The sequence below is a fragment of the Bradyrhizobium sp. F1.13.3 genome (genome assembly GCF_040548265.1).
Lineage (GTDB): Bacteria > Pseudomonadota > Alphaproteobacteria > Rhizobiales > Xanthobacteraceae > Bradyrhizobium.
In genome coordinates, this window is the sequence record NZ_JBEPRI010000002.1 from 150672 (window position 1) to 176492 (window position 25821).

Below are 25821 nucleotides of genomic sequence, written 5' to 3' on the forward strand. Positions count from 1 at the left end.
ACCTTCCGGGTACGAAATCGCTGGAATTGCATCCTTATCGTCGGCGGACTCCCACGCAACCCATTTTCTCCCGCTCGCGGCAATCTGCCTGCATTTTGCGGCCTTAACGCACTTCACTTAGCGGTGTATCGGTGGTCCGGCCGGGCCCTTTGTGGGATTCTCCGGCGCGCTCGAATCAACACTTCCCGCCCGCTTCCCGACGAGACCGATGGACATGGACCTCAAAGACTTCATGGAGTTCGTGCAGACCACCGCGCGCAGCGTCGGGGCCGAAATCTCCTCGCCCTGGTTCTACCTGCAATTCGGGCTCATTCTGGCCGCGGCCGGCATCGCCTATGCCGCCGAAGCCGCCGTTCGCAGCCGGGTCGACATGACCTCGCTGGCGATGCGCTGGCCGCTGCCGCTCCGGCACTTCGCCCGGGTGATGGTCTCCAGCGCCTCGACGGCGGCGTTCACCCTGCTCGTGATCGTCTCGCGCGTGGTCATGTACCATGCGACCTGGCCGAGCCGCAGCTATCTCCTGATGGTCGCCGCCAAGCTGGGGCTGGCCTGGCTCGCGATCCGGCTGCTGACCTCGGTGCTGCGCAACGCCTTCATCGTCAAGCTGGTGTCGATCACGGCCTGGTTCGTCGCGGCGCTCTCGATCGTCGGCCAGCTCGATGCGACGGTCGACCTGCTCGACTCCTTCGCCATCGTGCTCGGCGGCCTGCGGCTGACGCCGCTGCTCGTGATCAAGGCCGGCGCGCTGCTGCTCATCGCGCTCTGGCTCACCAACATCGCCAGCAATTTCGCCGAGAGCCGGATCAACTCGACCACCGATCTGACGCCGTCGGTGCAGGTGCTGCTGGTCAAGATCATCCGCATTGGCCTGCTTGCGGTCGCGATCGTGATCGCGCTCGGCGCGGTCGGCATCGATCTCTCGGCGCTCGCGGTGTTCTCCGGCGCGGTCGGCGTCGGCATCGGTATCGGCCTGCAGAAGATCGTCGCCAATTTCATCTCGGGGATCATCCTGCTCGCCGACAAATCGGTGAAGCCCGGCGATCTCGTCACCATCGGCGACAACACCGGGCGGATCAGCGCGATGAAGACGCGCTATATTTCCGTCGCCGCCGGCGATGGCCGCGAATTCCTGGTGCCGAACGAGGATCTGGTGACGCAGAAGGTCGTCAACTGGACCTACACCGACAAGAACACGCTGGTGAAGATCGCCTTCGGCACCAATTACGACGCCGACCCGCGGCTGGTCTGCAAGCTCGCCGCCGAGACCGCGGCCGCGCATCCGCGCGCGCAGAAGGGCAAGCCGCCGAATTCCATCCTGACCGAGTTCGCCGAAGCCGGGATGAAGTTCTCGCTGACCTTCTGGATCGCCGACCCCGACGGCATGGACAACGTCAAGAGCGACGTGATGCTGGCGCTGTGGGATTCCTTCAAGCGCGAGGGCATCCGGGTTCCCTACCCCGTCCGCGAAATCCGCATCCGAGGCGGCGCCCTGCCGGTGGAAACCACCGTAGAAGTCCCGAATTGAGCCGGCTTTCGGACGCATGCCCGCCAAGCTTGGCTTGCATGAAGGCTCGCGATCATTAAATTGGGGCCTTAAATCAGTCCCTTGCGCCCACCTCGATACCGGCCCCGTGCCGAGAAGACCGCATCCGCATGAGCTACGTCGAAGCTACCGATACCTCGCTCCGCAAGACCGGACAGATCAAGCTGCATGGGCCAAGCGCCTTTGCCGGCATGCGCAAGGCGGGAGCGCTGGTGGCGAAGTGCCTCGACGAGCTCACCGACATCGTCGGGCCCGGCGTTCCGACCGAGCGCATCGACCAGTTCGTCCGCGACTTCGCCTTCAGCAACAATGCCTATCCGGCGACGCTGATGTATCGCGGCTACCGCTATTCGACCTGCACCTCGCTCAACCACGTGGTGTGCCACGGCATGCCCGGCGACCGTCCCCTGAAAGAGGGCGACATCGTCAACATCGACGTCACCTTCATCGTCGACGGCTGGTACGGCGATTCCAGCCGGATGTATGCGGTCGGCCCGATCGCGCGCAAGGCCGAGCGGCTGATCGAGGTGACCTATGAAGCGATGATGCGCGGCATCGCCGCGGTGAAGCCCGGCGCCACCACCGGCGACATCGGCCACGCGATCCAGAGTTTCGTCGAGCCGCAGGCCATGAGCGTGGTGCGCGATTTCTGCGGCCATGGCCTCGGGCGCATGTTCCACGACGAGCCGAACATCATCCATGTCGGCCGACCCGGCGAGGGCGTGCAGCTCAAGCCCGGCATGTTCTTCACCATCGAGCCGATGATCAATCTCGGCAAGCCGCATGTGAAGATCCTGTCCGACGGCTGGACCGCCGTGACCCGCGACCGCTCGCTGTCGGCGCAGTTCGAGCACTCCGTCGGCGTCACCGCCACCGGCGTCGAAATCTTCACGCTGTCGGAGCGGCACGGCGAGAAGCAGATCGGGTGAGGGCGCGGCCGACCTTCGGGTCGCCGGCTGACGTGAACCGGATTTGCCGGCGCAATTGACGGTTGCAAAAACGGTTATCCGCGGCAATGCTGGCGGCCGATGCCCGCCAAGACCGACCACGACAAGAGCAAGCCCGAACAAGCGCCACACTATCTCGGCCATCGCGAACGGCTGCGCGAGCGCTTCTACAGCGCGGGTGCGGACGCGCTCAGCGACTACGAGCTGCTGGAGATGGCGCTGTTTCCGGCGCTGCCGCGGCGTGACACCAAGCCGCTGGCGAAGACACTGATCAAGACCTTTGGCTCGTTTGCCGAGGTCGTGCATGCGCCGGTGGCGCGCCTGCGCGAGGTGGACGGCATGGGCGAATCCGCGATCCACCAGCTCAAGCTGATCGCGGCGGCGGCGCATCGCGTCGCCAAGGGCGGGGTCAACAGCCGCAACGCGCTGTCGTCCTGGAACGAGGTGATCGACTATTGCCGCACCAGCATGGCGTTCGCCGACAAGGAGCAGTTTCGCCTGCTGTTCCTCGACAAGCGCAACCAGCTCATCGCCGACGAGGTGCAGCAGACCGGCACCGTCGATCACACCCCGGTCTATCCGCGCGAGGTGATCAAGCGCGCGCTGGAATTGTCCGCGACCGCGCTGATCCTGGTGCACAACCACCCCTCAGGCGATCCCTCGCCGTCACAGGCCGACATCCAGATGACCAAGGCGATCATCGACATCGCAAAGCCGCTCGGCATTTCGGTGCACGACCACATCATCGTCGGCAAGAGCGGACATGCGAGCTTGCGCGGGATGCGGTTGATCTAGTAGCAATATCGCGGATCGACCGGGACATAGGAGCCGTCCCGGCGCTGCATGTAGCAGCCGCGCTGATAGGCGTAATAGCCGGAGCGGCGGCGTTCACCCTCGGAGGCGATCGCAGCGCCCGTGCCGGCACCGACGACGGCGCCGATGGCGGCTCCGCGGCCTCCGCCGATGGCGCCACCCACGATCGCTCCACCTACGCCGCCGAGAATGGCACCTCCAATTGCGTCTTGCGCTGCCGCCTCATGAACAGGCATCGCCATCACGACTGTTAGACATGCCGCGATGGCGAAACTTCCAATGCGAAGACCTCGAAGCATGCTCGCCCTCCCCTGTGATCAGACGAGTCATAGCGCCGCAGCCGGATTCGGACCAGAAGAATCACCACGCCGGGACCCGGCGCTTCTCGCGATGGCGTCGCTGGCTCGGCTCGAAGGCGGCTCAGGCCATGTCGCGTGCGCACCGCGGGCCATCCCCATTCATCTCAAGCATCGACCCAACGCTGCACCGCCTCGGCGGTGTCGGCCGGCGTGGTGTTGAAGCAGATCGCGGCGTCGGGCGCCAGGCGGTGGACGAGGTTGAGCACCTTCTCGAACAGCAGCAGGCGCTCCCTGGGCTCGCGCAGGCCCGCGCCAATCACGATGCAGTCGAAATTCTCCTCGCGCAACGCTGCCGTCACAGCGGCTTCCGCCGCGGCATCGAGATCGATCAGGCAACTCGTGACTTCGTAACCGAGATCGCGCAGGCGCAGCAACTGCGCATCGATATAGTCGCGCACGAGCTCCGGCGTGAGCTGCGGGAATGCGCTGTAATCCGCGTTGCCGGGTTCGATGCCGATCGCGAGGACGCGCGTGGTCATGCAGGGCTCCTTGCCGGACTGCCTCGCGTCGCTAACGGAGAGCGGCCCCTCCCGGTTCCCTCGCGGGGCGGCCGCCCTGATCCCGGTCCTGCCGCTCATTTTCCCGGCGAGGTTGTAACCCACTTCACACGCGGTGGCCCTGCGGCCTGCCAGACTTGCGGGAGATCACGCTGGCCTCACGCCCTGATCACGGCACCTGGTTCATTTCGACTAACGCGCAGTTGCGAAAATTCATTCATTGCGGGAGCGGAAAATGATTTCATTCGAGAGTCTGAAAAGCGAATACGAGGGTAATTGGGCCAATCTCGAGATCCGGCCTGCACGCCTCTCCGACGCGAACGCGGTCGCGCGCAAGGCCATCAACGGCAAGGCGACCTATCAGCAGATCGAACGGTTGACCGGCGTCCCCTGGTATTTCGCTGCCCTCTGCCACTACCGCGAGTCCAATTTCGATTTCGACACCTATCTCGGCAACGGCGAAACGCTTCATCGCGCGACGACCATCGTTCCGAAAGGACGCGGCCCGTTTGCCACGTTCGTGGACGGCGCCGTGGACGCCTTCAGAATCCAGAATTTCATCGGCGCTCACGATTGGGGGATCGGGCGGATTCTGTTCCGGCTCGAAGCCTTCAACGGCTTCGGCTATCACGCCAAGGGCTGCAATTCGCCCTACCTCTATGGCGGTTCGACGCTGTATGGCCCGCCCGAGGCAAGGGCCGGCAAATTCGTCCGCGATCATGTGTTCGATTCGAACCACGTTGATTCCCAGCTCGGCACCGCGGTGATCCTGCATGCAATGATGTCGCTGGATTCCTCGATCACCCTCGACGGCAGCCCGCAATTCGCCAGCCGCGCGGAACCGGAGGACGACGCGGCATCGACGATCGTTCTCATGCAGCAGGCGCTCAACAAGCTCGGCGCCAATCCGCCGCTCGCCGAGGACGGCATCAGCGGACCGAAGACCAGGGCTGCGGTCTCGCAGTTTCAGCAGCAGAACGGTCTGAGAGACACCGGACTTCTCGACGGCGCCACGGTCGCCGCCCTCACGCGCGCGGCGCAGTCGGGCCCCACGGGATCGACCGGCGATATGTCCCGGATCATGAAGCGACTGGAGGACGTCGCGCAATTGCTGCGGCCGCCAGCCGGGGCTGTGACGCCGGCAACGACGACATCGGGCAACACGCTGCCCGCCACCACGGATCCGATCAGCCTGTTCGAACGGCTCTTTTCCCTCGTCAACAAGACAGCCCCCATGCCAGGACCAGTCACCCCGACCAGTTCCGCCCCCGTCGATCAGTTGAAGCAGGTCGTCGATCTGCTCGGCACCTTGCTCAACAGGGACGGCAAACCCGTCCTCGGCCAGGTCAATGGCGCGCTCGGCGATACCATCGGCAAGATGCTCGACGGCAAGAAGACTGCGCTCGGCATCGGCGGCTCACTGATCACGGCGTTGCTGACTTCGGTGACGGCGAGCCCCAACGCAGGCGGTATTGCCGGACTGCTCGGGACGCTCGTGTCGGCCGTGCCGGGCCTCGGCCAGTTCGCGATGCCGATCTCCCTGGCGCTCACGGCCTGGGGCGTGCTCGGCAAGATGGAGAAGTGGGCCCAAGGCACCGCGCCGCCGCCCAGGCCAACGACGTAGCCTGCGGCCGTCCTTCCAGACGCCCGCCTATGGCGGGATGAGGTCGCGTTTCGCGGCGCCTACTGGCGCAGCATGATCAGGGGATCGGCGGTATCCGGGACGCGCCGCCATTGCGCGTTGTCGTCGGCCTCGAACTGCCAGGCCTCGCCGGCCTTCGACAGCAGGATGATCTGGCCGCGCTCGAGCCGCCATTGCGTCGGGTTGAACTGCGCGATGGCCGCATCGCATTTCGGCTTGAGGAAGACCTGGAAATTGTCCGGCCCGGCTTCCGTGTTGGTCAGCGTCAGCCCGCAGACAGGCTGGCCGTTCCCCCGCACGATCGACCAGTCGCCGATCATCTGGTCCATCGACTTCGCCATCGAACGAGCGGCGGCGAGGTCCTGCAGGATGTAGACGCCCTCGCCTTGCCGCAGGCCCTCGAAGATGCCGGCCTCGACCTCGGTGAAGTCGATCACGGCTTCACCGCTCGCATCCTGCAAGCGGACGATGTCGAGACCCCTGACGCTCCAGGCGACGATGTCCTTGGTGAAGGGCAGCGCGGCCTTGCAGGCCGGCTCCAGCTCGAGCTTGAAGCCTTGAGCAGCAGTGTCGGCCTTGAGCGTGACGACGCAGGTCTTGCTGCGCTCGGTGGTCGAGAGCTCCCACTGCCCGGGCATTTCCTTCTTCAGGGTCGTCGTATCCTGCGCCAACGCGAGGCCGATCGCGGCCAAGTAGGCCGCGACGGCGAATGCAACGACCCGAAGAGCTCCCATCAGCGTCCCTTGAACGGTGTTTCCGCAACCGGCGTCAATGGCGCCTTGCCGGCGAACCAGGACTTGAGATTGTCGACCACGAGCTGGTCCATCGCGTTGCGCGTCACCACCGAGGCCGAGCCGATATGCGGCAGCAGCACGACGTTCTGCATGGTCTTGAGCTCGTCCGGCACGTTCGGCTCGGCCGCGAACACGTCGAGACCTGCGGCAAGGATGGTGCCTGATTTCAGCGCCTGGACCAGCGCCGGTTCGTCGATCACCGAGCCGCGCGCGACGTTGACCAGCACACCGCGCGGGCCGAGCGCCTTCAGCACCTCGGCATTGATCATCTTGTTCGTGCTGGCGCCACCGGGCACGATCACCATCAGCGTGTCGACCGCCTTCGCCATCTCGATCAGGTCGGGGTAGTGCTTGTAGGAGACGTCCTTGGACGGATTGCGGGTGTGATAGACCACCGGCACCAGCGAGGCATCAAGCCGGCGCGCGATCGCCTGGCCGATCCGGCCCATGCCGACGATGCCGACTTTGCGATCGCGCAGCGAGCCGACGCTGAGCGGATAGTTCTGGGTCTGCCAGAGACCGGAGCGCACATAACGGTCGGCCTTGATGAACTCACGCACCGTGGAAATCAGAAGCCCCATCGCGACGTCGGCGACCTCTTCGGTCAGCACGTCGGGCGTATTGGTGACGATGATGTTGTGCTCGGCGGCGTATTTGGCGTCGACGTGGTCATAGCCGACGCCGAAGCTCGCCACCATCTCGATCTTGGGCAATTGCGACAGCGACTGCTTGTCGGCACGCACGGTGTGATAGGTCACCGCCACGCCGCGGATCTTTTCGCGAACCGCCGGCGTCAGCCGCTCGAGATCGCCCCGCGTCTCCGCCTTGTGCACGACGAAATGATCGGAAAACCCGTTCTCGAGGATCGGCCGGACCGGCCCATAAATCAGAAGGTCGATCTTTTCGGACGAAATCGAACCGGTGGTCATCAGTTGTCCTTTCCAAGCGCGCTCTCGTGCCAGCGCCGTAAAACGAGGTGGGAAACTAGCGCCAGCACCCCATAGATGACAATCCCGGCCAGCGACAACAGCAGCAGCGCTGCGAACATGCGGGGTATGTTCAAGCGGTAGCCTGATTCTGCGATCCTGTAGGCGAGCCCGGACCCGGCGCCGGCCGTTCCCGCCGCGATCTCGGCCACAACCGCGCCGATCAGCGACAGACCGCCGGCAATGCGCAGGCCACCGAGAATGTAAGGCAGCGCCGCCGGCAGCTTGAGAAAGCGCAGGGTCTGCTGCGGCGAGGCGCCATAGAGCTGGAACAGGCCTGCGAGGTTGCGATTGACCGAATTGAGCCCGAGCGTGGTGTTCGACAGCACCGGGAAAAAGGCCACGATGAAGGCACAGACTACGACCGCGGTCTGCTGCTCCAGATAGATCAGCAGCAGCGGCGCGATCGCGATGACAGGCGTAACCTGAAGCACCACGGCATAGGGGAATAGCGATGCTTCCACCCATTTGGACTGATTGAACAGCAGTGCCAGCGCGATGCCGCCAATGCTGGCCGCGACAAAACCTTCAAGCGTGGTCAGCAGTGTCGCGGCGAGCGATTGCGACAGCACCGCCCAATCCTTGATCAGCGTCAGGAAAATGACCGAGGGCGCCGGCAGCACGTAAGGCGGGATGTCCTTGATGCGGACCACGAGCTCCCAGGCGAGAAGTCCCGCCGCGAACACGATGACCGGCAGCACGAAGCGCAACGCGCGTTGCACGCCGGACCGCTTCGCTATGACGGCAGCTTGCGCATTCATAGCGTCGACTGCCCTGAATAGGACGGCGCCAGCGCGGCCGACACGCTCCGGCAGTAATCCGAATAGGCGGCGGAGGTACGAAACTCCTCGCCGCGCGGCTCGACCGTCTCGATGCGGATGTCGGCCTGGATGCGGCCCGGCCGCGCCGTCATGACCACCACACGCTGCGACAGATAGACGGATTCGAACACCGAATGCGTGACGAAGATGACGGTCTTGCCGAGCCTGCGCCACAGCGCGAGCAAATCGTTGTTGAGGCGGAAGCGCGTGATTTCGTCGAGTGCCGCGAATGGCTCATCCATCAGGAGGATATCAGGGTCGGTGACGAGCGCGCGCGCCAGCGACACCCGCATCTTCATGCCGCCGGAGAGCTCGCGCGGGAAAGCCTCGGCGAAATCGGCAAGCCCGACGCTTGCCAGCGCCTCGTCGGCTCGCCCGCGCGATTCCGCCTTCGGAACGCCCGCCAGCTTCAGCGGCAATCGCACGTTCTCGCGCACGCTGGTCCAGGGCATCAGGGTCGGTTCCTGAAATACGAAGCCGATGCCGTGACCTGGGCGCGGTGTGCCCTCGCGACGCGCCAGCCTTACGATTCCTGACGACGGCGCGCTGAGCTCGGCGATCAGCCGCAGCGCGGTGGATTTGCCGCAACCTGACGGCCCCAGCAACGAAATGAACTCGCCTCTGCGCACCGCAAGGTCGAGCGGGCCGAGCGCCACCACGCCGTTGTCATAGGTCTTCGTCACGCCGCGCAGGCTGACAGCCAGGGCCGTCAGGCCGGTCTCGACCCCCGTCAACGTTTTGACTGATGACATCGCCCTTGCGCTACGGCTTGCTCGGGCGCAGCTCAGCGCCGACGCCCTTGTTGACGAAGCGCAGCGTATAGGATTTGCGAAAATCGAGGTCTGCCTTCACGACGCCTGCCTTCACCATCTTGTTGAAGAAGGAGGTGTAGCGCTCGTCGCTCATCGCGCCGATGCCGTTCTTCAGCGAATCGCCGGAATCGACGATGCCGTATTCCTTCATCTTAGCGACGGAATTGGCGAGCAGCTCGTCGGTCATCTCCGGATTGAGCTTCTTGATCATGGCGTTGCCCGCGGAATTGTCGCGGTAGATGTAATTATACCAGCCGACCATGGAGGCATCGACGAAACGCTGCACCAGGTCGGGCTTCTTCTCGACCACGTCACGTCGGCTCTCGATCAAGGTCGAATAGGTGTTGAAGCCGTAATCGGCGAGCAGCAACACGTTGGGCTTGAAGCCGGCGGCCTTCTCGACCGCGAAGGGCTCCGAAGTGACGTAACCCTGCATCGCGCTCTTGGGATTGGCGATGAAGGGCTGCGGATTGAAATTATAGGGGCGAACGTTCTTCTCGCTGAAACCGTACTCGGACTTCAGCCACTGGAAATAGCTGGTCATGCCCTCCTTGGAGACAAACAGCGTCAGCGGCTTGAGGTCCTCGATCTTGGTGACCTTGGCATCGGGCTGCGTCAGCATCACCTGCGGATCCTTCTGGAAGACCGCGGCGATCGTGACGACCGGGACGTTGTTGGCGACCGCGTCGAACGACATCAGCGTGTTCGCGGCCATGAAGAAATCGATCTTGCCGGCGATCAGCAGCATCCGGTTGTTCTCGTTTGGGCCACCGGGAACGATGGTGACGTCGAGGCCGTATTTCTTGTAAGTGCCGTCGGCGACGGCCTGGAAAAAGCCGCCATGCTCGGCCTCGGCGACCCAATTGGTGCCGAACATGACCTTGTCCAGGGTTTCGGCGCGCGCCGGAACGACCGAGACCAAAGCGGCCATCAGGCCCGCCGTTAAGGCTCGCCGCAGATGAGAGGGGCTCATGATGGGACTCCGTCGATCGCTGCTGGCCGATGTCTAAGCAACGCGATAAAACCGCAAGACATTCGGGGACGCGAGCCGGCCTGGCCCGCGTCCCCTGATAACCTAAATTACGCGACAAATTCGGGCAAAGAAACCTTGATGACGCCTTCCCGCGACTGGACCGAGATCCGCTGGGCCGATGCCAGCCCCGCCGAGGTGTCGCGCTGGATCGCAGTGCTGCCGCTGGCGGCGACCGAGCAGCACGGCCCGCATCTGCCGCTCGAGACTGACGTGCTGATCGCCGACGCCTATCTCGCGCGGGTGCGCGAGCTCCTGCCCGAGAGCGCTCCGGCCACTTTCCTGCCCGTTGAACCGATCGGGATTTCCACCGAGCATATCGACTATCCGGGCACGCAGACGCTGCCGACCGACATCGCGTTGAAAAAATGGACCGCGATCGGCGAAGACATCGCGCGCCGCGGATTGAAGAAGCTCGTCATCATCACCAGCCATGGCGGCAACAGCGCGGCCATGATGCTGATCGCGCAGGATCTGCGCGCGCATCAGAAGCTGTTCGTGGTGACCACGTCGTGGTCGCGGCTGTCGGGCGCGGACCAGCTGTTCCCGGCCGACGAAGTACGGCACGGCATCCACGGCGGTGCAGTCGAGACCTCGATCATGCTGGCCCGCTATCCCGAGCAGGTGCGCGTTGATGCGATCGCGGATTTTCCCGCGAGCAGCGTTGCGATGGAGCAGCAGTATCGCTGGCTGTCGACACAGCGTCCCGCACCGTTCGCCTGGCAGGCGCAGGATCTCAACCCAAGCGGCGCTGTGGGCAATGCGACGCTGGCCGTCGCCGCGAAAGGCGAGCAGCTGATCGACCAGGGCGCCCGCGCCTTTTGCGAGCTGCTTGCCGAGGTTGATAACTTCGCCGTGAACAGGCTCGCCAAAGGCCCGCTCGGCTAGCGCCTACCTCCTGGAATCATTCGGGAAAGATCCAGACTCGACCTCCGCTTTCGCCGGTTTCGAACCGGACGCGCGGAGGCTCCGTCCAACTCGGTACGCGGGCCACAACGGACCGCCTCAACCCGGATGGAGTTTCAGATGTCGATCAAGACCAAGATTTTTGCAGTTGCCCTCACCGCGCTCACCCTGACCGGCAGCGTCGTGGCCACCACCTCGCAGGCGCAAGCCAAGCCGCTCGGCTGGGGCGTCGGCGTCGGCCTGGGGATCGCCACCGCGGCCGTCGTCGGCTCCGCGATCGCCGCCAGCAACGACCCCTATTACAACGGCTATCACCGCTGCGGCTGGGCCGCCCAGTACAACGCCTTTGGCCAGTACGTTGGCCGCGTTCGTACCTGCTTCTGATTTGAGTCCCTGAGGCCGATCTCACGTGGATCCTGCGTCCGACACGGGCGCCTCATCCACCCCGTGTCGTGCCCCCGACCCCGCCCGGATGTCCCCCCGGGCGGGGTCAACTGTTTTAGCCCCCAGGGAATTTGTTGCAGTCCCGTCACACCGAGGTGCGAACCATCCTCTGCGGCAATCCGCATCAGTTGCTATTGCGAATTAATCGCAATAAGGTTCACAACAGGCTCAGGGGCTTGGGAAGAAGTCGCGCCGGATCGAGATCATCTCGCCCGATCGCGGAGCACCTAAGCCTGATGACAGAGTCGCCGCGAATCGGCAGGGATAGTGCGGCGAGTGGACACATTCGCGTTGGGGGCGTGCGTTTTGACGTTGAGGGGTCACCGTTACAGGTATTTGCGGACGGCCGCGGCGATTGCCTCGGGCGTACTGGCTTTTCCCGCCACCATCCGCGCGGCCGATCTGCCGCTGAAGGCGCCTGCGCTCAAAGCGGTCTACGACTGGACCGGCCTCTATATCGGTGCGCATGCCGGCTACAGCCTCGGCTCGTCGCGCTTTGCGCTGAACGACGGCACCGGGATCAACGACAGCGGCGTCTTCAGCGGCATGATCGGCGGCGTGCAGGCCGGCTACAATTACCGGCTCAATTCCGGCTGGCTTGTCGGCGTCGAAGGCGATTTTTCGTTTCCGAACTACATCACCTCGAACTCGATCGTTTCCTTCCTGGCGACACCCGCCAACACCGTCACGCAGCAATGGGACTACACCGCGAGCCTGCGCGGCCGCGTCGGCTACACCAGCGGTCCCTGGCTGGTCTATGCCACCGGCGGCTTTGCGTGGATGGGCGAGCGCTATTTCGACACGCCGGCCTCCGGCGCCGAAGTCCCGAAGATCCTGAACACGCGCCCCGGCTGGACCGCGGGCGCCGGCGTCGAATACGGCTTCGCGCCGCATTGGAGCGCACGGATCGAATATCTCTACAGCCGCTTCGATGGCGCCAATGTCGCCTTCTCCACAGGCGCGCAATACAATTCTTCATCGCTCGACTTGCAGTCGATCCGGCTCGGCCTCAACCGCAAGGTCGATTGGCCGGGCATGCCGAGCTACAATCCCAAGAGTTCCGGGATCGGTTCGCTGATCGACACGGAATCGGATCGCTGGGAGATCCACGGCCAGAGCACGTATCTGCCGCAAGGCTACCCGTCGTTCCCCGCCCTCTACACCGGGCCGAATTCGCTCTCGCCATCAAGGCAGGCCAAGGCGACCTGGAGCAACAGCCTGTTCCTGAACGCGCGGCTCTGGGACGGCGGCGAGGTCTATTACAATCCCGAACTGCTGCAGGGATTTGGATTGAACGACACGGTCGGCGCGGCCGGTTTCCCCAACGGCGAAGCGCAGAAGTCGAACTTCCCCTATCCGCACTACAACACATCGCGCCTGTTCGTGCGCCAGACATTCGGCTTTGGCGGCGAGCAGGAAGAGCTTGCGAGCGGCCAGTTGCAGCTCGGACAGAAGGTCGACGTATCCAGGCTCACGGTGCAGGCCGGCAAATTCCCGGTGGTCGACGTGTTCGACGGCAACGCCTACGCCAAGGACACCCGCAAGGACTTCATGAACTGGTCGCTGTGGGCGCCAGGCGCCTTCGACTATTCCGCCGACAAGGTCGGCCTCACCTACGGCGTCACCGCCGAGCTGAACCAGAAGCAGTGGGCGTTGCGCGGCGGCTACTTCCTGATGGTCGCCGAGTCCAATTCGAATCATTTCGACACCAGGGTCGGCGAGCGCGGCCAGTACGTGCTCGAGCTCGAAACGCGCTTCTCACTGCTTGGCCAACCCGGCAAGCTCAGGACCATAGGCTGGCTCGACAGCGCCAACATGGGCAGCTTCCGCGAGACGCTGGACAATCCCGCGCTCAACCTCGACATCGCGCAGACCCGGCGCGGCCGTCTGAAGTATGGCTACGTGCTCAACCTCGAGCAGGCGATCACCGAGGATGTCGGTCTGTTCAGCCGTTGGAGCTGGAACGACGGCAAGACCGAGACGCTAGCCTTCACCGACATTCACCGCAGCCTGTCCGCGGGATTGTCGATCAAGGGCACGAAATGGGGCCGGCCGGATGACGTGATCGGCGTCGGTGGCGCCGTCAATGCCATCTCGCAGGATTATCGCGACTTCCTGGCTGCCGGTGGCCTCGGTGTTCTCATCGGCGACGGTGCGCTCAACTACCGCCGCGAGCGCATCCTCGAAACCTATTATGCCTACGCGCTGAACAAGAGTCTCACCCTCACCGCCGACTACCAACTCATCGTCAACCCCGCCTACAACGCCGACCGCGGCCCAGTCTCGGTATTCTCCGGCCGGCTGCACGGCGAGTTCTGATCGCGGTTCAGAACAACAGCGCAACGCCGGAGACGAACAGCAGCGCGAGCACGATCTTGCGGAACGTGGCCTCGTCGATGCGGCCGAACAGTTTCAGCCCGAGCCACGTTCCCGCAAGGAGAAACGGCAGGCCGAGCGCGAACAGCTTAGCGGTCTCGAGCGTGAGCGAACCTTTGGCGCCCAGCAGCAGCGCCGCAATGGCAAACACCACGACCGCGACGGGTTGGAACGTGGCGCGCTGAACATCCTTGGGCAGGCCGCGCAGATTGCACCAGATGGTGATGATGATGCCGGCGAGGCCGGTCAGGCCGCCGAGCAGGCCGTTGACGAAACCGATCGTCATGTCGGCGGCCGGCGGCACGGTTGTCGCGACCTTGAGCTGCGGCCTGAAGAATGCATAGAGGCTGTAGACGATCAGGATCGCCCCAACCGCGATGCGGACGCTGTTTGGATCGGCCGAGGTCAGCAGTGACACGCCGAACGGCACGCCCAGGAGGGCACCGATCACGAAGGGCCACAGCCGGCGCCAGTCGAGCGCGCTGCGCAGCTTCCAGACCGAGTAGCCCTGCACCAGGAGGCCGAAGCCGACGATCAGGCTGGCGCTTTGAAGCGGCGTCAGCACGTAAAGCCACAGCGATGCCGCGACGAGGCCGAAGGCAAAGCCGGAGAGGCCGGCGACGAACGCGCCGGCGAAGGTGGCCAACAGGAAAAGCGGTAGCTCGATCGTGATCCCGTCCATTGCTCGCTCCAAACATCAGCGAGCAGCGCTTGCGTGGGATCACCACTTCACGGGGAGGCTGCGACATCCCCGGTGGTGCAAGCCTAGGTGAAGCCGCTTACCTTCACAATGACCTTCTTAGGCGGCCCGGATCGCGTCCAGGAATTTCCCGACCTCGATCTTGAGACGGCTGCTCTCGCCGGACAGCGACTTCGCGGACGCGAGCACGGTGGAGGAGGCCGATCCGGTCTGGCTCGCGCCGCGCTGCACGTCGACGATGCTGGCGGAGACCTGTTGGGTGCCGCGTGCCGCCTGCTGCACGTTGCGGGAAATCTCCCGCGTCGCCGCGCCCTGCTCCTCGACCGCGGAGGCGATCGCCGATGCGATCTCCGACATGCGGGTGATCGTGTCGCCGATCGACTTGATGGCGCCGACCGAATCCTCGGTCGCGCTCTGGATACCCGTGATCTGCTGACTGATCTCGCCGGTCGCCTTGGCGGTCTGCTCGGCGAGCGCCTTGACCTCGGAGGCGACCACGGCGAAGCCGCGCCCGGCCTCGCCGGCGCGCGCCGCCTCGATCGTTGCATTGAGCGCCAGAAGGTTGGTCTGGCCCGCGATCTGGCTGATGAGCTCGACCACGTCGCCGATCCGGCCGGCAGCCTTGGCGAGCTCGCCGACATAGTCGTTGGTCCGCGCTGCCTGCTGCACCGCTTCGCTGGCCACGCGCGCGGAGTCCTGGACCTGCCGGCCGATCTCGTCGACCGAGGACGCCATTTCCTCCGCGGCCGCGGCAACGGTCTGCACGTTGCTGGAGGCCTGCTCGGAGGCGGCCGCGACGGTCGCGGTGACCTTTTCCGATTGATCGGCGGTGCTGGTCAGCGTTCCCGCCGACACTTCGAGCTCCGACGATGCGGACGAGACGGTGTTGATGACGTCGCCGATCAACGCTTCGAAATCGCGCGCGATCTGGTCCATGCGCTGGCTGCGCTGGAGCTTCGCCTCGGCTTCGACCGCGGCGGCCTCGTCGGCGGCCTTCTTGGCGGAGAGCGAGTCCTTGAAGTGCTGGAGCGAGCCCGCCACCTGGCTGATCTCGTCGTTGCGGCCGGTCACGGGAATCTCGACCTCGTGCTGTCCGGCGGCAAGCGTTGCGATCACGTCCGCGAGCCGGCCCAACGGCGTCACCACGCGCCGGCGCAGCATCATGGTTACGCCACCGAGCGTCCCCAGCAGCGCCAGCACCGCCACGCCCGCGAGCGCGAACATCGCCAGCGCGCCGTCGCGCGCGGCCGAGGCACGCTCGGCCGCTTCGGCCAGCGCGGCATCGCGCACGCCGTAGAACATCTGGATGGCGGGTACGATGACGCTCGCCAGCTCTTCGGCGTTGATGCCGTACTTGCCGTCGCCACGTGCCGCAGGCATTTCCTTGTCCACGACGAGCGCTGCCTTTCCGAAATAGGAATCCGTCGCCGCCTTCAGCGCGCTGGCGATGCGGGGCGGGCTTCCGAGCTGGTCGATGCCGGCCTCGATGCGCTCGCGGTCGGCCTCGGCGCGCCCCTGCATACGATCCATCAGCGAGAATTCGGTCGCCGTGAGCGGTCGGCGTGCGCTCAGCGCCGGCGACAGCGTGGCGGCGCGGCTGCCGGCCGAGACGCGCAGATCCTGCGCCGTTCGCGCCAGGCCCAACAGCGCCGCAAGCGAGGAATCGGCATTGATGACCTTCGCTTCGAGCCGGTTCATGATCGGCTCGATATTGCCGATGACCTCGGCAACGCCCGGAAGGAAGCCCTTGATCGCAGCGCTGTCCCGTGTCGCCAGCGGAACGCTCATCGCGCGATCTGCCGCCGTGGTGATATCCCTGAGCCGCCGCGCGGTACGGTCCAGTTTTTCGATCATCGCTCCGGAATCATCCAGCACCATGATGGCGCGCCTTGCCCCCTCGAATGCGGCATCGGCCGCTTTCGCGGCCTTCGCGGCGCCTTCGATCTGGGCCTGCGTCGCAGGGTTCTCCTGGAAAATCGGGGAGATGTAGGGGGCACGAAGGCTAGCAATCTGCTGACTGACCATCAGGGTCGCACCAAAGGCGTCGACCGTCTTGATCGCATCGGAGCGGTTCGCGAAGATGCGCGCCTGGGGTATGAGCACCTCGGCGCCAAGGATGACTGCAAACACCGTCACCGTCAGCATCGACACCGCAAAGAGCTTCCCGATCCGCATCTGATCCCCCGAATACATTCCTGCAAATGCCGAAAACCTAGCCGGTTGCCGCTAAGAGCCCGTTAAGCAACGGCATGCCCGTAGTTCCGCGGGGTATTGGGCTTCGAGCACCTTCCGGGACGGCGTCGCCGAGGTTCCCTCGCGGTCCCCGATGCGACAGAATCATCGGCATTTCTTCCTCGAATACCTATATCAATGCCTGTGCCGCCATCCGCGCCACACTCCCTTACCTCGGAACATCAATGCTCTCGGCCGAACTCGCTATCGTCGTCGTCCTGATCGTCATCAACGGCTTGCTGTCCATGTCCGAGCTGGCCGTGGTCTCGTCACGTCCGGCGCGGCTGTCGATGCTCGCCGCCAAGGGCGTCCGCGGCGCCGAGCGGGCGCTGACGCTCGCGGCCGATCCCGGCAAATTCCTCTCGACGGTGCAGATCGGGATCACGCTGGTCGGCGTCCTCTCCGGCGCGTTCTCGGGCGCGACGCTCGGACAGCGGCTGACGCAATGGCTGCTCGAACTCGGCCTGTCCGCAGGAATTGCCGACATCGTCGGCGTGGGCCTGGTTGTCACACTCATCACCTACGCCACCCTGATCGTCGGCGAGCTGGTGCCCAAGCAGGTGGCGCTGCGCGACCCCGAGAGCATCGCGGTCAGGGTTGCACCCGCGATGCACGTGCTTGCGAAGGTCTCGCTGCCGCTGGTCTTCCTGCTCGATCTCTCCGGCAAGCTGATCCTCACGTTGCTCGGCCATGGCGGCAAGTCCGAAGAGAAGGTGTCGGAAGACGAGATCCATCATCTCGTCAGCGAAGCCGAAAGCGCGGGCGTGCTCGAGTCAGGTGAGAAGGAGATGATCGCGGGCGTGATGCGGCTCGGCGACCGGCCGGTCGGCGCGATCATGACGCCGCGCACGGAGGTCAACGAGATCGACCTGAACGATACGCCGGAGAGCATTCAAGCGACCATCGCCAAGAGTCCGCATTCACGCTTTCCGGTGTCCGACGGCGACCGTGACAAGCCGATTGGCGTGCTCCAGGCCAAGGACCTGCTGGTCGCCTTCATGAACGAGCGCACGCCGGATTTGCGCGTGCTGGTTCGCGAGGCGCCTGGCATTCCCGCCTCAGCCGATGCCCGGGACGTGCTGGCGATCCTCAAGGCTGCGCCGGTGCATGTCGGCCTCGTCTACGACGAATACGGCGCCTTCGAAGGCATCGTGACGACGGCTGACATTCTGGAATCGATCGTCGGCGCCTTCCATTCCGAGGAAGGCCCGCCGGAACCGGCCTACGTCAAGCGCGCGGACGATTCGCTGCTGGTCTCGGGCTGGATGCCGGTCGACGAATTCGGCGAGCTGCTCGGCATCGAACTGCCGCCGCACCGCTACAACACGGTCGCCGGCCTGGTGCTGCAACAGTTCAACGTGCTGCCCGGTGTCGGCGACGCCTTCGACTTCGGCGGCTGGCACATCGAGGTGGTCGATCTCGACGGGCGGAGGATCGACAAGATTCTCGCGAGCCGGCGGAGCGAAGTAGAGACGGGGTGAGCGAGCGGCGACGTGAGGTGGTGCTGAACTCTCCACGTGTCGTCCCGGCCTAGTGCGCAATTGCGCACGGGGGCCGGGACCCATACCGCGTGATTTATCGATTGCTGAAGGTAGAAGTACAGAACGACCAATCTTCGCCGAACCGCTCGCTGTGGTTATGGGTCCCGGCCCGCGTGCGCAATTGCGCACCGGGACGACAGTTGAGATTGCCGACCCAGCCCTCACCCGAACCTCACCCCGATCCGCTTTTCCTTGCGCCAGATCACGGTGCAGGCGAGATGTTTTCCATCGGCTTGGACGAAAAGGCTGAAATGGTCGGGGATGCCGACGGGACTGCTGACGTCGAGCGCGGCGCCGGTATCGGACAGGTTGCGGATGGTGCAGTCGATCGCGCCGCCGCCGCCGAACTCGATCGTTCCGGCCTTCAGCACCCGATGCCTTGCCTTGTCGCGCCGCTCGTCCATGGGGACAATCTACACCCAAAGTTGAACCAGGCGTTAAACGCAGCCCACATCGCGATGCCTTTACGCGCGGGGCCTGCGGCTTTGCCAGTGGACCGGCGCCCTACAGCGCCGGCTGGAACGTCTCCGTCCGCGCCATACGCCAGGCATCGCGGAAGCGCGGGTCTTCGGTGCCTTCGAGCAGCTCGCCCGGACGCAGCGACGGATAGAGCTGCGCGAAAGATTTCACGTCCGTCGTCGAGGTGCGTTGGGAGAAGTGGATCGGGCGCAGCTGCTGCGGATGTTCGAGACCGGCCGCGGCGATCAGCTCGGTCAGCGAGTGCAGCGTGGCAAGGTGATAATTGTGCACGCGGTCGATCTTGAGCGGTACGTAAAGCGCGCGCGCCCGCGTCGGGTCCTGGGTCGCGACGCCGGTCGGGCAGCGGTCGGTGTGGCAGCTCAGCGACTGGATACAGCCGAGCGAGAACATGAAGCCGCGTGCCGAATTGCAGTAGTCCGCGCCGATCGACATGGCGCGTGCCATGTCGAACGCGGTCGCGATCTTGCCGGAGGCGCCGATCTTGATGCGATCGCGCGCGTTGATGCCGATCAGCGCGTTGTGGACGAAACTGACGCCCTCCCGCATCGGCATGCCCAGATGGTCCATGAACTCCAACGGCGCGGCGCCGGTGCCGCCCTCGTTGCCGTCGACGACGATGAAGTCGGGATAGATGCCGGTCTCGATCATCGCCTTGCAGATCGCCAAAAATTCCCAGGGATGGCCGATGCACAGCTTGAAGCCGGTCGGCTTGCCGCCGGAGAGCTTTCGCATCTCGCCGATGAACTGCATCATGCCAACAGGCGTCGAGAAGGCGCGATGCGAGGCCGGCGAGATGCAATCCTCGCCCATGGCGACCCCGCGGATCTTGGAAATCTCCTCCGAGACTTTTGCCGCCGGCAGCACGCCGCCATGACCGGGCTTGGCGCCCTGACTGATCTTGAGCTCGACCATCTTGATCTGGTCCTGGCTCGCGACGCGCGCGAAGGCTTCGGGATCGAAGGCGCCGTCGAGATGACGGCAGCCGAAATAGCCCGAGCCGATCTCCCAGATGATGTCGCCACCCATCTCCGCGTGATAGGGGCTGAAGCCGCCCTCGCCGGTGTCGTGCGCGAAGCCGCCCTTCTTGGCGCCGGCATTCAGCGCGCGCACGGCGTTCGGGCTGAGCGCGCCAAAACTCATCGCGGAAATGTTGAACACCGAAGCCGAATACGGCTTGGCGCAATCGGGGCCGCCGATGGTGACGCGGAATTTCTCCTCGGCGTGCGTCTTCGGCGAGACCGAGTGATGCATCCACTCATAACCCTGGCGGTAGACGTCCTCCTGGGTGCCGAACGGACGCTTGTCGAGCTGCATCTTGGCGCGCTGATAGACCACCGCACGGATGTCGCGCGAGAACGGCATGCCGTCCTTCTCGCTCTCGAAGAAGTACTGCCGCATCTCCGGGCGAATCTCTTCGAGCAAAAAACGGATATGCGCCGAGATCGGGTAGTTGCGCAGAACGGCGTGGCCCTTCTGCATGAGGTCGCGGACGCCCAGCAGCGTCAACGCGCCGAAGATCAGGATCGGGATCAGCAGGATGTCGAAGATCTTGCGGTCGGCGATGCCGATGCCGATCAGCAGCGCGGTGACAACCGCGCAGATCGTCAGGACGATGAACCGTGGGGAGAATGGCAGCAGCAGGGTTTCCATGATCCCCTCTTCCGCCAGCGGCAGTCGTTTGGGCGAAACGTTGGGCGATTCCTGCGTCTTATGCTCGTCGGCCACGATTCCCATCCTCTCGCCAGCATGAGGCGGTACGATACGCCCGCGCCTGTCATACGGATATGACGCGGCGGTTGTTTCACGCTAGCGAATTCGGCGGGGATAAATCAATCAGCCCGATGGGCGGGCTTTTGCAGTGCAGCAGAGGCTGGGCCGACGACCACACTCACCGCGGTCATCCCGGCCCCCGTGCGCAATTGCGCACTAGGCCGGAACGACCAGAGAACGCGGCGATTACCGCTCGACGAACGCCTTTTCGATCACGAAATGGCCGGGCTTGTTGCCGGAGCCCTCGACGAAGTCGCGGCCTTCGAACATCAGTTTCAGCTCTTCGAGCATCCCCGGGCTGCCGCACATCATGATGCGGTCGGTCGCGATGTCGAGTGGACCCTGGCCGATGTCGTTGAAGATCTGCTCGGAGCTGATGAGGTCGGTGATGCGGCCGCGGTTCTTGAACGGCTCGCGGGTCACGGTCGGGTAGTAGATGAGCTTGTCCGCGAGCAACTCCCCGAACAGTTCGTCCTCGCGAAGACCGGCGACGAGCTTCTCGCCATAGGCGAGCTCGGAGACCTGACGGCAGCCATGCACCAGCACGATGCTGTCGAACTGGTCGTAGACCTCGGGGTCCTTGATCAGGCTGGCGAAGGGCGCCAGGCCCGTGCCGGTCGAGAGCAGCATCAGCCGCTTGCCGGGAATGAGATTGTCGGTGATCAGCGTGCCGGTCGCCTTGCGGCCGACCAGGATGGTGTCGCCTTCCTTGATCTTCTGGAGACGCGACGTCAGCGGGCCGTCCTGAACCTTGATCGAGAAGAACTCGAGCTCTTCCTCGTGATTGGCGCTCGCCATGCTGTAGGCGCGGAGCAGCGGGCGGCCCTCAACCTCAAGGCCGATCATCGCGAACTGGCCGTTCTGGAAGCGGAAGCCGGAATCGCGGGTGGCGCGAAAGCTGAACAGGGTGTCGGTCCAGTGCTGGACGGAAAGAACCTTCTCTCGGTAAAACGCGCTCATGATTTTCGATATTCCGAATAATTGCGGTTTTAGGGCAAAAGCGTTGCCCGGCCCCTGGAAGCGGAGCGGACACCATTGCCATGGCGGAGGATTTCGCGTGTGTGATCTACGCCATTGAGACCAATAATCAACCTCGTTCCGGATGCAATTGATGCCGGTCAAACCGGCATTTGCGGCGGAAATGGTCACATCATTAATGGATCTGCTGTCCGGCGCATGCGGAGGGCAATTTCTTTTCCCTCGGGAGTTCGAATACAGCACTTAATTTCCGTGGCGCTCGCGAGAATTTCATTAAGAATAGCTCTGATTTCTCGCCGGTCTGGCGCCGTTTCCCGCATTTTTGCGGCTTTTGGCGCCAAGATCAACCGGAACTGGCGACTGCGACTGGCGACTTAGACACATGGCGAGCGGCGAGCGGATCTTCGTCCAGGCGATCAAGCGCTATTGCGCGAAGCATGGCATCGCGCTCGATGTCCGCGCCGATGGCTGGCTGCTCGCGATGCGCCGGGGCGAGCAGCGCCTCTTCGCGTTCGGCTACGACGTCGGCCTCAACAGCGCCATCGCGCACCGCCTGGCCAACGACAAATCGGCCACCGCCGAGGTGCTCGCCCTCGAGGGCGTGCCCTGCATTCCCCATCGCCTGTTCCTCAATCCCAAGTTGGGCGAGAAGGTTGTCGGCGTCGCCTGGCGAGAGGCAATGCTGGCGCTGCTTCACGACAATCCGCAAGGCGTGGTGGTGAAGCCGAACGAGGGGACGTCGGGACGATCCGTCTTCAGGGTAACGACGGAAACAGAGCTCGATCGTGCGGTTGGCGAAGCCTTTTCGATGAGCGCCGGACTCGTGATCTCGCCTTATGTCGTGATCGAGGACGAAGTTCGCGTGGTACTGCTCGATGACGTGCCACTCGTCGTCTACAGCAAGCAGCGTGGCTCGGATTGGCGGCACAATCTCGATGCGGGTGCAAAGCCCGTGCTGATACAGGACGGCGATCTTCGCACAGCCTGCGCAAAGCTCGCCATCGATGCCGCCAATGCCATCGGCATCACCTTCGCCTCGATCGACCTCGTGCACGTTGACGGCATCTGGCGCGTGCTCGAGATCAACTCCGGCGTGATGATGGAGACGCTGGCGAAGCTGCATCCGCAACTGGTGCAGACGACGTACGATGCGGCGCTGGATCGGGTGTTTGGCGACGAACACTGAGTGACACGCGCGCTGGCGGCTTCAACTCACCGCCAGCCGATACGCAGCCTTCGCATTCACGCCGAACGCCTTGTCCCGCACCTGCGGCCCGAGCTTCATCAGGCAGGCCTCAAGCGCATTCTTGATCTCCCCATAGCTCCCCGCGAGCAAACATACCGGCCAATCCGAGCCGAAGATCAGGCGATCCTCGCCAAAGCATGTCGCGGCGTGCGCGACGAACGGAAACAGCAGTTCCGCATCCCAGTCGCTCCACACCGCTTCCGTCGCCAGCCCCGAGACCTTGCACCAGACATTGCCGCACGCCGCGAGAGCCGCGATGCGCTCGGACCATTCGTCGCTTCCACCGTCGGCGATCGGCGGCTTGGCGGCGTGGTCAAGCACGAAGCGCGCCTGCGGGAAGGCTTGTGCTGTTGCGATCGCGGCCGGCAGCTCGCGGGCGCGGACCAGGAAATCGTAGGCGAGATCGTGCGCGAACACGGCCGTGAGGCCGCGCTGGACGTCCTCGCGCAACAACCACTCCGGGTCGGCCTCGTCATGGACCTGGTGGCGGATGCCGACCAGCTTGTCGCCGCCGGGCGAAGCACGCAACTGCTCCAGCGTTTCGCCAAGTGCAGCATCAGTCAGATCAACCCAGCCGACGACGCCGATCACCGAGGGCGTCGCATGCGCGATCCGCAAGAATTCCTCGGTCTCCGCGAGCTCCGAGCGGCACTGCACCAGGATGCTCGCATCGATGCCGTTCGCGCTCAAAAGCGGCGCGAGATCGGCCGGACCGAAGGCACGCCGGATCGGCGTGAGCTCGGGCGCGTCCATCCAGGGATAGTCGGCGCGCGCGGGATCCCAGAAATGCTGATGTCCGTCGATGATCATGCCTTACGCTCCGCCCGGTAATGGCGCGCGGGCGTCGACGAATTTTCGCGCACGCAGCTCCTGCCAGAACGCCGCGGGCACCGCCGTCTCCGACATCGCGATGTTATCGGCAACTTCCGCGGCGTTGCGCGCGCCCATCACCGCGACCGTGACTGCCGGATGGGCCATGCAGAACTGCAGCGCGGCGGCTTTCAGCTCGGTGCCGTGCTTGCGGCAGAGTTCGTCGAGCGCGAGCGCGCGGGCGACGAGTGCCGCATCGGCGTCCTGATAGTTGAACTTCGCGCCCGTGTGCGGATTGGCCAGGATGCCACTGTTGTAGATGCCGCCGAGCAGGATGCCGATGTTCTTGGAGGCGCAGAGAGGGAACAGCGCATCCAGCGCGCCCTGGTCGAGCAGCGTGTAGCGGCCGGCGAGCAGGAAGCAGTCGACCGGAACGGCCTCTGCAAACCGGACCAGCATTTCCGACTGGTTCATGCCGGCACCGACCGCCTGGACGGTGCCCTCAGTGCGCAGGCGCTGGAGCGCGTGGAAGGCGCCGGCGACGGCGTCGTCGTAATGATCGTCGGGATCATGCACGAGCAGGACATCGACGCGGTCGAGCCCAAGCCGCACCAGACTTTCCTCCACCGATCGCATCACGCCGTCATAACTGAAATCGAACACCGGCCGCTCGCGCGACGTACCCTTGTAATGCTCGTCCTCCACGGCAGTGCCATCGGGCGCGCGCAGCAGACGGCCGACCTTGGTCGAGATGGCATAGGAGTCACGGGGCTGTCGCCGCAGGAATGCGCCAAGGCGTCGCTCCGCGAGACCAAAGCCGTAGAGCGGCGCGGTGTCGAAGAAGCGGATTCCGAGCGACCAGGCGCGGGCGATGGTCGCTTCCGCATCGGCATCGCTGACGGGGGAGAACAAGCCGCCGAGCGGGGCGGAACCGAGGCCGAGTGAGGTGACATCGAGAGAGCCGAGCCGCGACCTTTTCATTCCCATTGCCTCAACAGTCTTCCCCAACAGCCAAAATCATCTCTCCCGCTTGCGAAAAGCGCAAGCGGGAGAGGCACGCGAGGAGCGCGGGGCTGGCGACGCTCCTACTTCAACATCTGCGCAACGTTGTCCTTGGTCACGAGATCGAGGCCGGTATAAACGATCTCCGGCACCTTCTCGCCTTTCTTGATGGCGAGCAGCGTGTCCATCGCCTTCTCGCCCATCTCGAACGGACGCTGGCCGACCAGCGCATTGGCGTAGCCGTCGCGCAACAGCTCGAGCTGCATTTTCAGCGTATCGGCGACGACAAGCGTGAACTTGCCGGAATCGATATCCTTCTTGTACCTGGACGCGAAGGCCTTGAAGCCTTCGGGGGCGAACATCGGCCAGCCGCCGATGGGAACGATCGCGGCGAGATCTGGCGTCGCGGTGCGCATGTCAGTCATCTGCTGAACCGCCAGCGCGGGATCGTCGTTGCAGAACGTCGGAGAGCCCGCGACCTCGGTCCATTTCGAACCCTTCAGCGCCTCGCGAACGCCGTCGACGCGTTCGGCGAGGTTCTTGGCGCCGGGACCACCCGAGACCATGGCGTATTTGCCGCCATCGGGCCGCAGCTTCAGGAGCTGCTTGCCGAGGGCGACGCCGAACTCCTTGTTGTTGGTTCCGATATAGGCGATGCGCTTGGCGCCCGGTGCATCGGCGTCGAAGGTGATGACGGGGATGCCGGCCGCGGTCGCCGCGTCGATCGACTTGGTCATCGCCGCGACGTCGGCAACCGAAATGGCGAGGCCGTCGACCTTCTGGGTGACGAAGTCCTGGATGATCTGGGCCTGCGTCGCCGGCTCGTGCTCGACCGGCCCCTTGTAGATGCACTCGATATTGCCGAGCTCCTTGGCACGCTTCAGGCAGCCGTCTCGCGCGAAGTCGAAGAACGGATTGTTCATCGCCTTGGGCACGATCACGAACCGGTAGTTTGCGGCAAACGCCGGCGTAGCCATCATCGCGACGGCGATTCCGGCAAGAACAAATTTCCTCATCGTCTCCTCCACCCTTCTTTAGCGCCTGTCCTCTTGAGATCGTCCGGGAAGCGGACAGGCGGCATTTTCGTTGCCG

Annotated in this window: 24 protein-coding genes; 9 read left to right on the forward strand and 15 right to left on the reverse strand. The window is 64.4% G+C overall.

The genetic code is table 11. From position 1 onward, the window contains the following. The first annotated feature begins 208 nt into the window (after window positions 1–208). From ABIB66_RS05535 to radC, 3 genes are all read left to right on the forward strand, one after another. Entirely contained in the window at window positions 209–1525 is a 1317-nt protein-coding gene (locus ABIB66_RS05535) for a mechanosensitive ion channel family protein (RefSeq protein WP_354206201.1), read from the forward strand. Window positions 1526–1653: 128 nt separating this feature from the next. Beyond that, window positions 1654–2472 carry a type I methionyl aminopeptidase gene (map, locus tag ABIB66_RS05540; protein ID WP_354064025.1) on the forward strand — a complete coding sequence of 273 codons (819 nt, stop codon included), beginning with the start codon at window positions 1654–1656 and terminating at the stop codon, window positions 2470–2472. A gap of 99 nt (window positions 2473–2571) precedes the next feature. Continuing rightward, window positions 2572–3285 (forward strand): RadC family protein, encoded by a 714-nt coding sequence (radC, locus tag ABIB66_RS05545; protein ID WP_354254371.1) that lies wholly within the window; start codon window positions 2572–2574, stop codon window positions 3283–3285. Here the strand turns inward: radC and ABIB66_RS05550 are convergent. Both ABIB66_RS05550 and ABIB66_RS05555 read right to left on the reverse strand, forming a co-directional pair. Further along, window positions 3282–3602, reverse strand: coding sequence for a YMGG-like glycine zipper-containing protein (locus ABIB66_RS05550; RefSeq protein ID WP_354254372.1), 321 nt, complete (start codon window positions 3600–3602; stop codon window positions 3282–3284). The two genes, radC and ABIB66_RS05550, sit on opposite strands and share 4 nt — an antisense overlap. Window positions 3603–3766: 164 nt before the next feature. Then, the gene (locus ABIB66_RS05555; RefSeq protein WP_354254374.1) at window positions 3767–4141 is read right to left on the reverse strand and encodes a hypothetical protein; all 375 of its coding nucleotides are present in this window, start codon (window positions 4139–4141) and stop codon (window positions 3767–3769) included. A gap of 253 nt (window positions 4142–4394) precedes the next feature. Between ABIB66_RS05555 and ABIB66_RS05560 the strand changes: the two genes are divergently transcribed. Continuing rightward, entirely contained in the window at window positions 4395–5783 is a 1389-nt protein-coding gene (locus tag ABIB66_RS05560) for a peptidoglycan-binding protein (RefSeq protein WP_354254376.1), read from the forward strand. A gap of 59 nt (window positions 5784–5842) precedes the next feature. On the opposite strand, the gene ABIB66_RS05565 is transcribed toward ABIB66_RS05560, so the two are convergent. From ABIB66_RS05565 to ABIB66_RS05585, 5 genes are read right to left on the reverse strand one after another with little or no spacing between them, the layout of a single operon-like run. Beyond that, a complete protein-coding gene (locus ABIB66_RS05565) occupies window positions 5843–6535 on the reverse strand; it encodes an AprI/Inh family metalloprotease inhibitor (protein WP_354206197.1) in 693 nt (230 codons plus the stop codon). Further along, on the reverse strand, window positions 6535–7524 hold the full coding sequence (locus ABIB66_RS05570; protein ID WP_275172926.1) for a 2-hydroxyacid dehydrogenase: 990 nt from the start codon (window positions 7522–7524) through the stop codon (window positions 6535–6537). Before ABIB66_RS05570 ends, ABIB66_RS05565 begins: the two co-directional genes overlap by 1 nt. Continuing rightward, window positions 7524–8342 (reverse strand): ABC transporter permease, encoded by an 819-nt coding sequence (locus ABIB66_RS05575; protein WP_354206194.1) that lies wholly within the window; start codon window positions 8340–8342, stop codon window positions 7524–7526. Before ABIB66_RS05575 ends, ABIB66_RS05570 begins: the two co-directional genes overlap by 1 nt. Next, a complete protein-coding gene (locus tag ABIB66_RS05580) occupies window positions 8339–9154 on the reverse strand; it encodes an ABC transporter ATP-binding protein (RefSeq protein ID WP_275172929.1) in 816 nt (271 codons plus the stop codon). The genes ABIB66_RS05575 and ABIB66_RS05580 overlap by 4 nt, the downstream gene beginning before the upstream one ends. A 10-nt stretch (window positions 9155–9164) precedes the next feature. Continuing rightward, on the reverse strand, window positions 9165–10187 hold the full coding sequence (locus tag ABIB66_RS05585; RefSeq protein WP_354254378.1) for an ABC transporter substrate-binding protein: 1023 nt from the start codon (window positions 10185–10187) through the stop codon (window positions 9165–9167). Between the two features lie 138 nt (window positions 10188–10325). Between ABIB66_RS05585 and ABIB66_RS05590 the strand changes: the two genes are divergently transcribed. The 3 genes from ABIB66_RS05590 (at window position 10326) to ABIB66_RS05600 (ending at window position 13913) form a co-directional block, all read left to right on the forward strand. After that, entirely contained in the window at window positions 10326–11132 is an 807-nt protein-coding gene (locus tag ABIB66_RS05590; RefSeq protein WP_354206189.1) for a creatininase family protein, read from the forward strand. Between the two features lie 138 nt (window positions 11133–11270). Next, window positions 11271–11534 (forward strand): hypothetical protein, encoded by a 264-nt coding sequence (locus ABIB66_RS05595; protein ID WP_007597808.1) that lies wholly within the window; start codon window positions 11271–11273, stop codon window positions 11532–11534. Window positions 11535–11930: 396 nt separating this feature from the next. Continuing rightward, complete coding sequence (locus tag ABIB66_RS05600; protein WP_354206186.1) at window positions 11931–13913, forward strand: carbohydrate porin; 1983 nt, start codon at window positions 11931–11933, stop codon at window positions 13911–13913. Between the two features lie 7 nt (window positions 13914–13920). Here the strand turns inward: ABIB66_RS05600 and ABIB66_RS05605 are convergent, their stop codons facing one another. Both ABIB66_RS05605 and ABIB66_RS05610 read right to left on the reverse strand, forming a co-directional pair. Beyond that, complete coding sequence (locus tag ABIB66_RS05605) at window positions 13921–14652, reverse strand: sulfite exporter TauE/SafE family protein (RefSeq protein WP_354206184.1); 732 nt, start codon at window positions 14650–14652, stop codon at window positions 13921–13923. 117 nt (window positions 14653–14769) lie between these two features. Further along, window positions 14770–16845 (reverse strand): methyl-accepting chemotaxis protein, encoded by a 2076-nt coding sequence (locus ABIB66_RS05610; protein WP_354254380.1) that lies wholly within the window; start codon window positions 16843–16845, stop codon window positions 14770–14772. Between the two features lie 242 nt (window positions 16846–17087). Between ABIB66_RS05610 and ABIB66_RS05615 the strand changes: the two genes are divergently transcribed. Then, window positions 17088–18383: a hemolysin family protein gene (locus ABIB66_RS05615; protein ID WP_275168419.1), complete on the forward strand. Its 1296-nt coding sequence runs from the start codon at window positions 17088–17090 to the stop codon at window positions 18381–18383. A gap of 221 nt (window positions 18384–18604) precedes the next feature. On the opposite strand, the gene ABIB66_RS05620 is transcribed toward ABIB66_RS05615, so the two are convergent. From ABIB66_RS05620 to ABIB66_RS05630, 3 genes are all read right to left on the reverse strand, one after another. Further along, entirely contained in the window at window positions 18605–18847 is a 243-nt protein-coding gene (locus tag ABIB66_RS05620) for a PilZ domain-containing protein (protein WP_027565868.1), read from the reverse strand. 100 nt (window positions 18848–18947) lie between these two features. Beyond that, complete coding sequence (locus tag ABIB66_RS05625) at window positions 18948–20657, reverse strand: FMN-binding glutamate synthase family protein (RefSeq protein ID WP_354064007.1); 1710 nt, start codon at window positions 20655–20657, stop codon at window positions 18948–18950. A 222-nt stretch (window positions 20658–20879) separates the two neighbouring features. Next, window positions 20880–21653 (reverse strand): ferredoxin--NADP reductase, encoded by a 774-nt coding sequence (locus ABIB66_RS05630; RefSeq protein ID WP_354064005.1) that lies wholly within the window; start codon window positions 21651–21653, stop codon window positions 20880–20882. Window positions 21654–22053: 400 nt separating this feature from the next. Between ABIB66_RS05630 and ABIB66_RS05635 the strand changes: the two genes are divergently transcribed. Beyond that, the gene (locus ABIB66_RS05635; protein ID WP_354206177.1) at window positions 22054–22857 is read left to right on the forward strand and encodes an ATP-grasp domain-containing protein; all 804 of its coding nucleotides are present in this window, start codon (window positions 22054–22056) and stop codon (window positions 22855–22857) included. Between the two features lie 21 nt (window positions 22858–22878). Here the strand turns inward: ABIB66_RS05635 and ABIB66_RS05640 are convergent, their stop codons facing one another. The 3 genes from ABIB66_RS05640 to ABIB66_RS05650 form a co-directional block, all read right to left on the reverse strand. Next, on the reverse strand, window positions 22879–23727 hold the full coding sequence (locus tag ABIB66_RS05640) for an amidohydrolase family protein (RefSeq protein WP_354206175.1): 849 nt from the start codon (window positions 23725–23727) through the stop codon (window positions 22879–22881). 3 nt (window positions 23728–23730) lie between these two features. After that, window positions 23731–24708, reverse strand: coding sequence for an aldo/keto reductase (locus ABIB66_RS05645; protein WP_354206173.1), 978 nt, complete (start codon window positions 24706–24708; stop codon window positions 23731–23733). 104 nt (window positions 24709–24812) lie between these two features. Beyond that, window positions 24813–25745 carry a sugar-binding protein gene (locus ABIB66_RS05650; protein ID WP_275168425.1) on the reverse strand — a complete coding sequence of 311 codons (933 nt, stop codon included), beginning with the start codon at window positions 25743–25745 and terminating at the stop codon, window positions 24813–24815. Window positions 25746–25821 lie beyond the last annotated feature (76 nt).

What these genes read in the sequence shown, in the direction of transcription:
- ABIB66_RS05535 (WP_354206201.1), top strand. Translation starts at nt 209, where the DNA reads ATGGACATGGACCTCAAAGACTTCATGGAGTTCGTGCAGACCACCGCG.
- map (WP_354064025.1), top strand. Translation starts at nt 1,654, where the DNA reads ATGAGCTACGTCGAAGCTACCGATACCTCGCTCCGCAAGACCGGACAG.
- radC (WP_354254371.1), top strand. Translation starts at nt 2,572, where the DNA reads ATGCCCGCCAAGACCGACCACGACAAGAGCAAGCCCGAACAAGCGCCA.
- ABIB66_RS05550 (WP_354254372.1), bottom strand. Translation starts at nt 3,602, where the DNA reads ATGCTTCGAGGTCTTCGCATTGGAAGTTTCGCCATCGCGGCATGTCTA.
- ABIB66_RS05555 (WP_354254374.1), bottom strand. Translation starts at nt 4,141, where the DNA reads ATGACCACGCGCGTCCTCGCGATCGGCATCGAACCCGGCAACGCGGAT.
- ABIB66_RS05560 (WP_354254376.1), top strand. Translation starts at nt 4,395, where the DNA reads ATGATTTCATTCGAGAGTCTGAAAAGCGAATACGAGGGTAATTGGGCC.
- ABIB66_RS05565 (WP_354206197.1), bottom strand. Translation starts at nt 6,535, where the DNA reads ATGGGAGCTCTTCGGGTCGTTGCATTCGCCGTCGCGGCCTACTTGGCC.
- ABIB66_RS05570 (WP_275172926.1), bottom strand. Translation starts at nt 7,524, where the DNA reads ATGACCACCGGTTCGATTTCGTCCGAAAAGATCGACCTTCTGATTTAT.
- ABIB66_RS05575 (WP_354206194.1), bottom strand. Translation starts at nt 8,342, where the DNA reads ATGAATGCGCAAGCTGCCGTCATAGCGAAGCGGTCCGGCGTGCAACGC.
- ABIB66_RS05580 (WP_275172929.1), bottom strand. Translation starts at nt 9,154, where the DNA reads ATGTCATCAGTCAAAACGTTGACGGGGGTCGAGACCGGCCTGACGGCC.
- ABIB66_RS05585 (WP_354254378.1), bottom strand. Translation starts at nt 10,187, where the DNA reads ATGAGCCCCTCTCATCTGCGGCGAGCCTTAACGGCGGGCCTGATGGCC.
- ABIB66_RS05590 (WP_354206189.1), top strand. Translation starts at nt 10,326, where the DNA reads ATGACGCCTTCCCGCGACTGGACCGAGATCCGCTGGGCCGATGCCAGC.
- ABIB66_RS05595 (WP_007597808.1), top strand. Translation starts at nt 11,271, where the DNA reads ATGTCGATCAAGACCAAGATTTTTGCAGTTGCCCTCACCGCGCTCACC.
- ABIB66_RS05605 (WP_354206184.1), bottom strand. Translation starts at nt 14,652, where the DNA reads ATGGACGGGATCACGATCGAGCTACCGCTTTTCCTGTTGGCCACCTTC.
- ABIB66_RS05610 (WP_354254380.1), bottom strand. Translation starts at nt 16,845, where the DNA reads ATGCGGATCGGGAAGCTCTTTGCGGTGTCGATGCTGACGGTGACGGTG.
- ABIB66_RS05615 (WP_275168419.1), top strand. Translation starts at nt 17,088, where the DNA reads ATGCTCTCGGCCGAACTCGCTATCGTCGTCGTCCTGATCGTCATCAAC.
- ABIB66_RS05620 (WP_027565868.1), bottom strand. Translation starts at nt 18,847, where the DNA reads ATGGACGAGCGGCGCGACAAGGCAAGGCATCGGGTGCTGAAGGCCGGA.
- ABIB66_RS05625 (WP_354064007.1), bottom strand. Translation starts at nt 20,657, where the DNA reads ATGGGAATCGTGGCCGACGAGCATAAGACGCAGGAATCGCCCAACGTT.
- ABIB66_RS05630 (WP_354064005.1), bottom strand. Translation starts at nt 21,653, where the DNA reads ATGAGCGCGTTTTACCGAGAGAAGGTTCTTTCCGTCCAGCACTGGACC.
- ABIB66_RS05635 (WP_354206177.1), top strand. Translation starts at nt 22,054, where the DNA reads ATGGCGAGCGGCGAGCGGATCTTCGTCCAGGCGATCAAGCGCTATTGC.
- ABIB66_RS05640 (WP_354206175.1), bottom strand. Translation starts at nt 23,727, where the DNA reads ATGATCATCGACGGACATCAGCATTTCTGGGATCCCGCGCGCGCCGAC.
- ABIB66_RS05645 (WP_354206173.1), bottom strand. Translation starts at nt 24,708, where the DNA reads ATGAAAAGGTCGCGGCTCGGCTCTCTCGATGTCACCTCACTCGGCCTC.
- ABIB66_RS05650 (WP_275168425.1), bottom strand. Translation starts at nt 25,745, where the DNA reads ATGAGGAAATTTGTTCTTGCCGGAATCGCCGTCGCGATGATGGCTACG.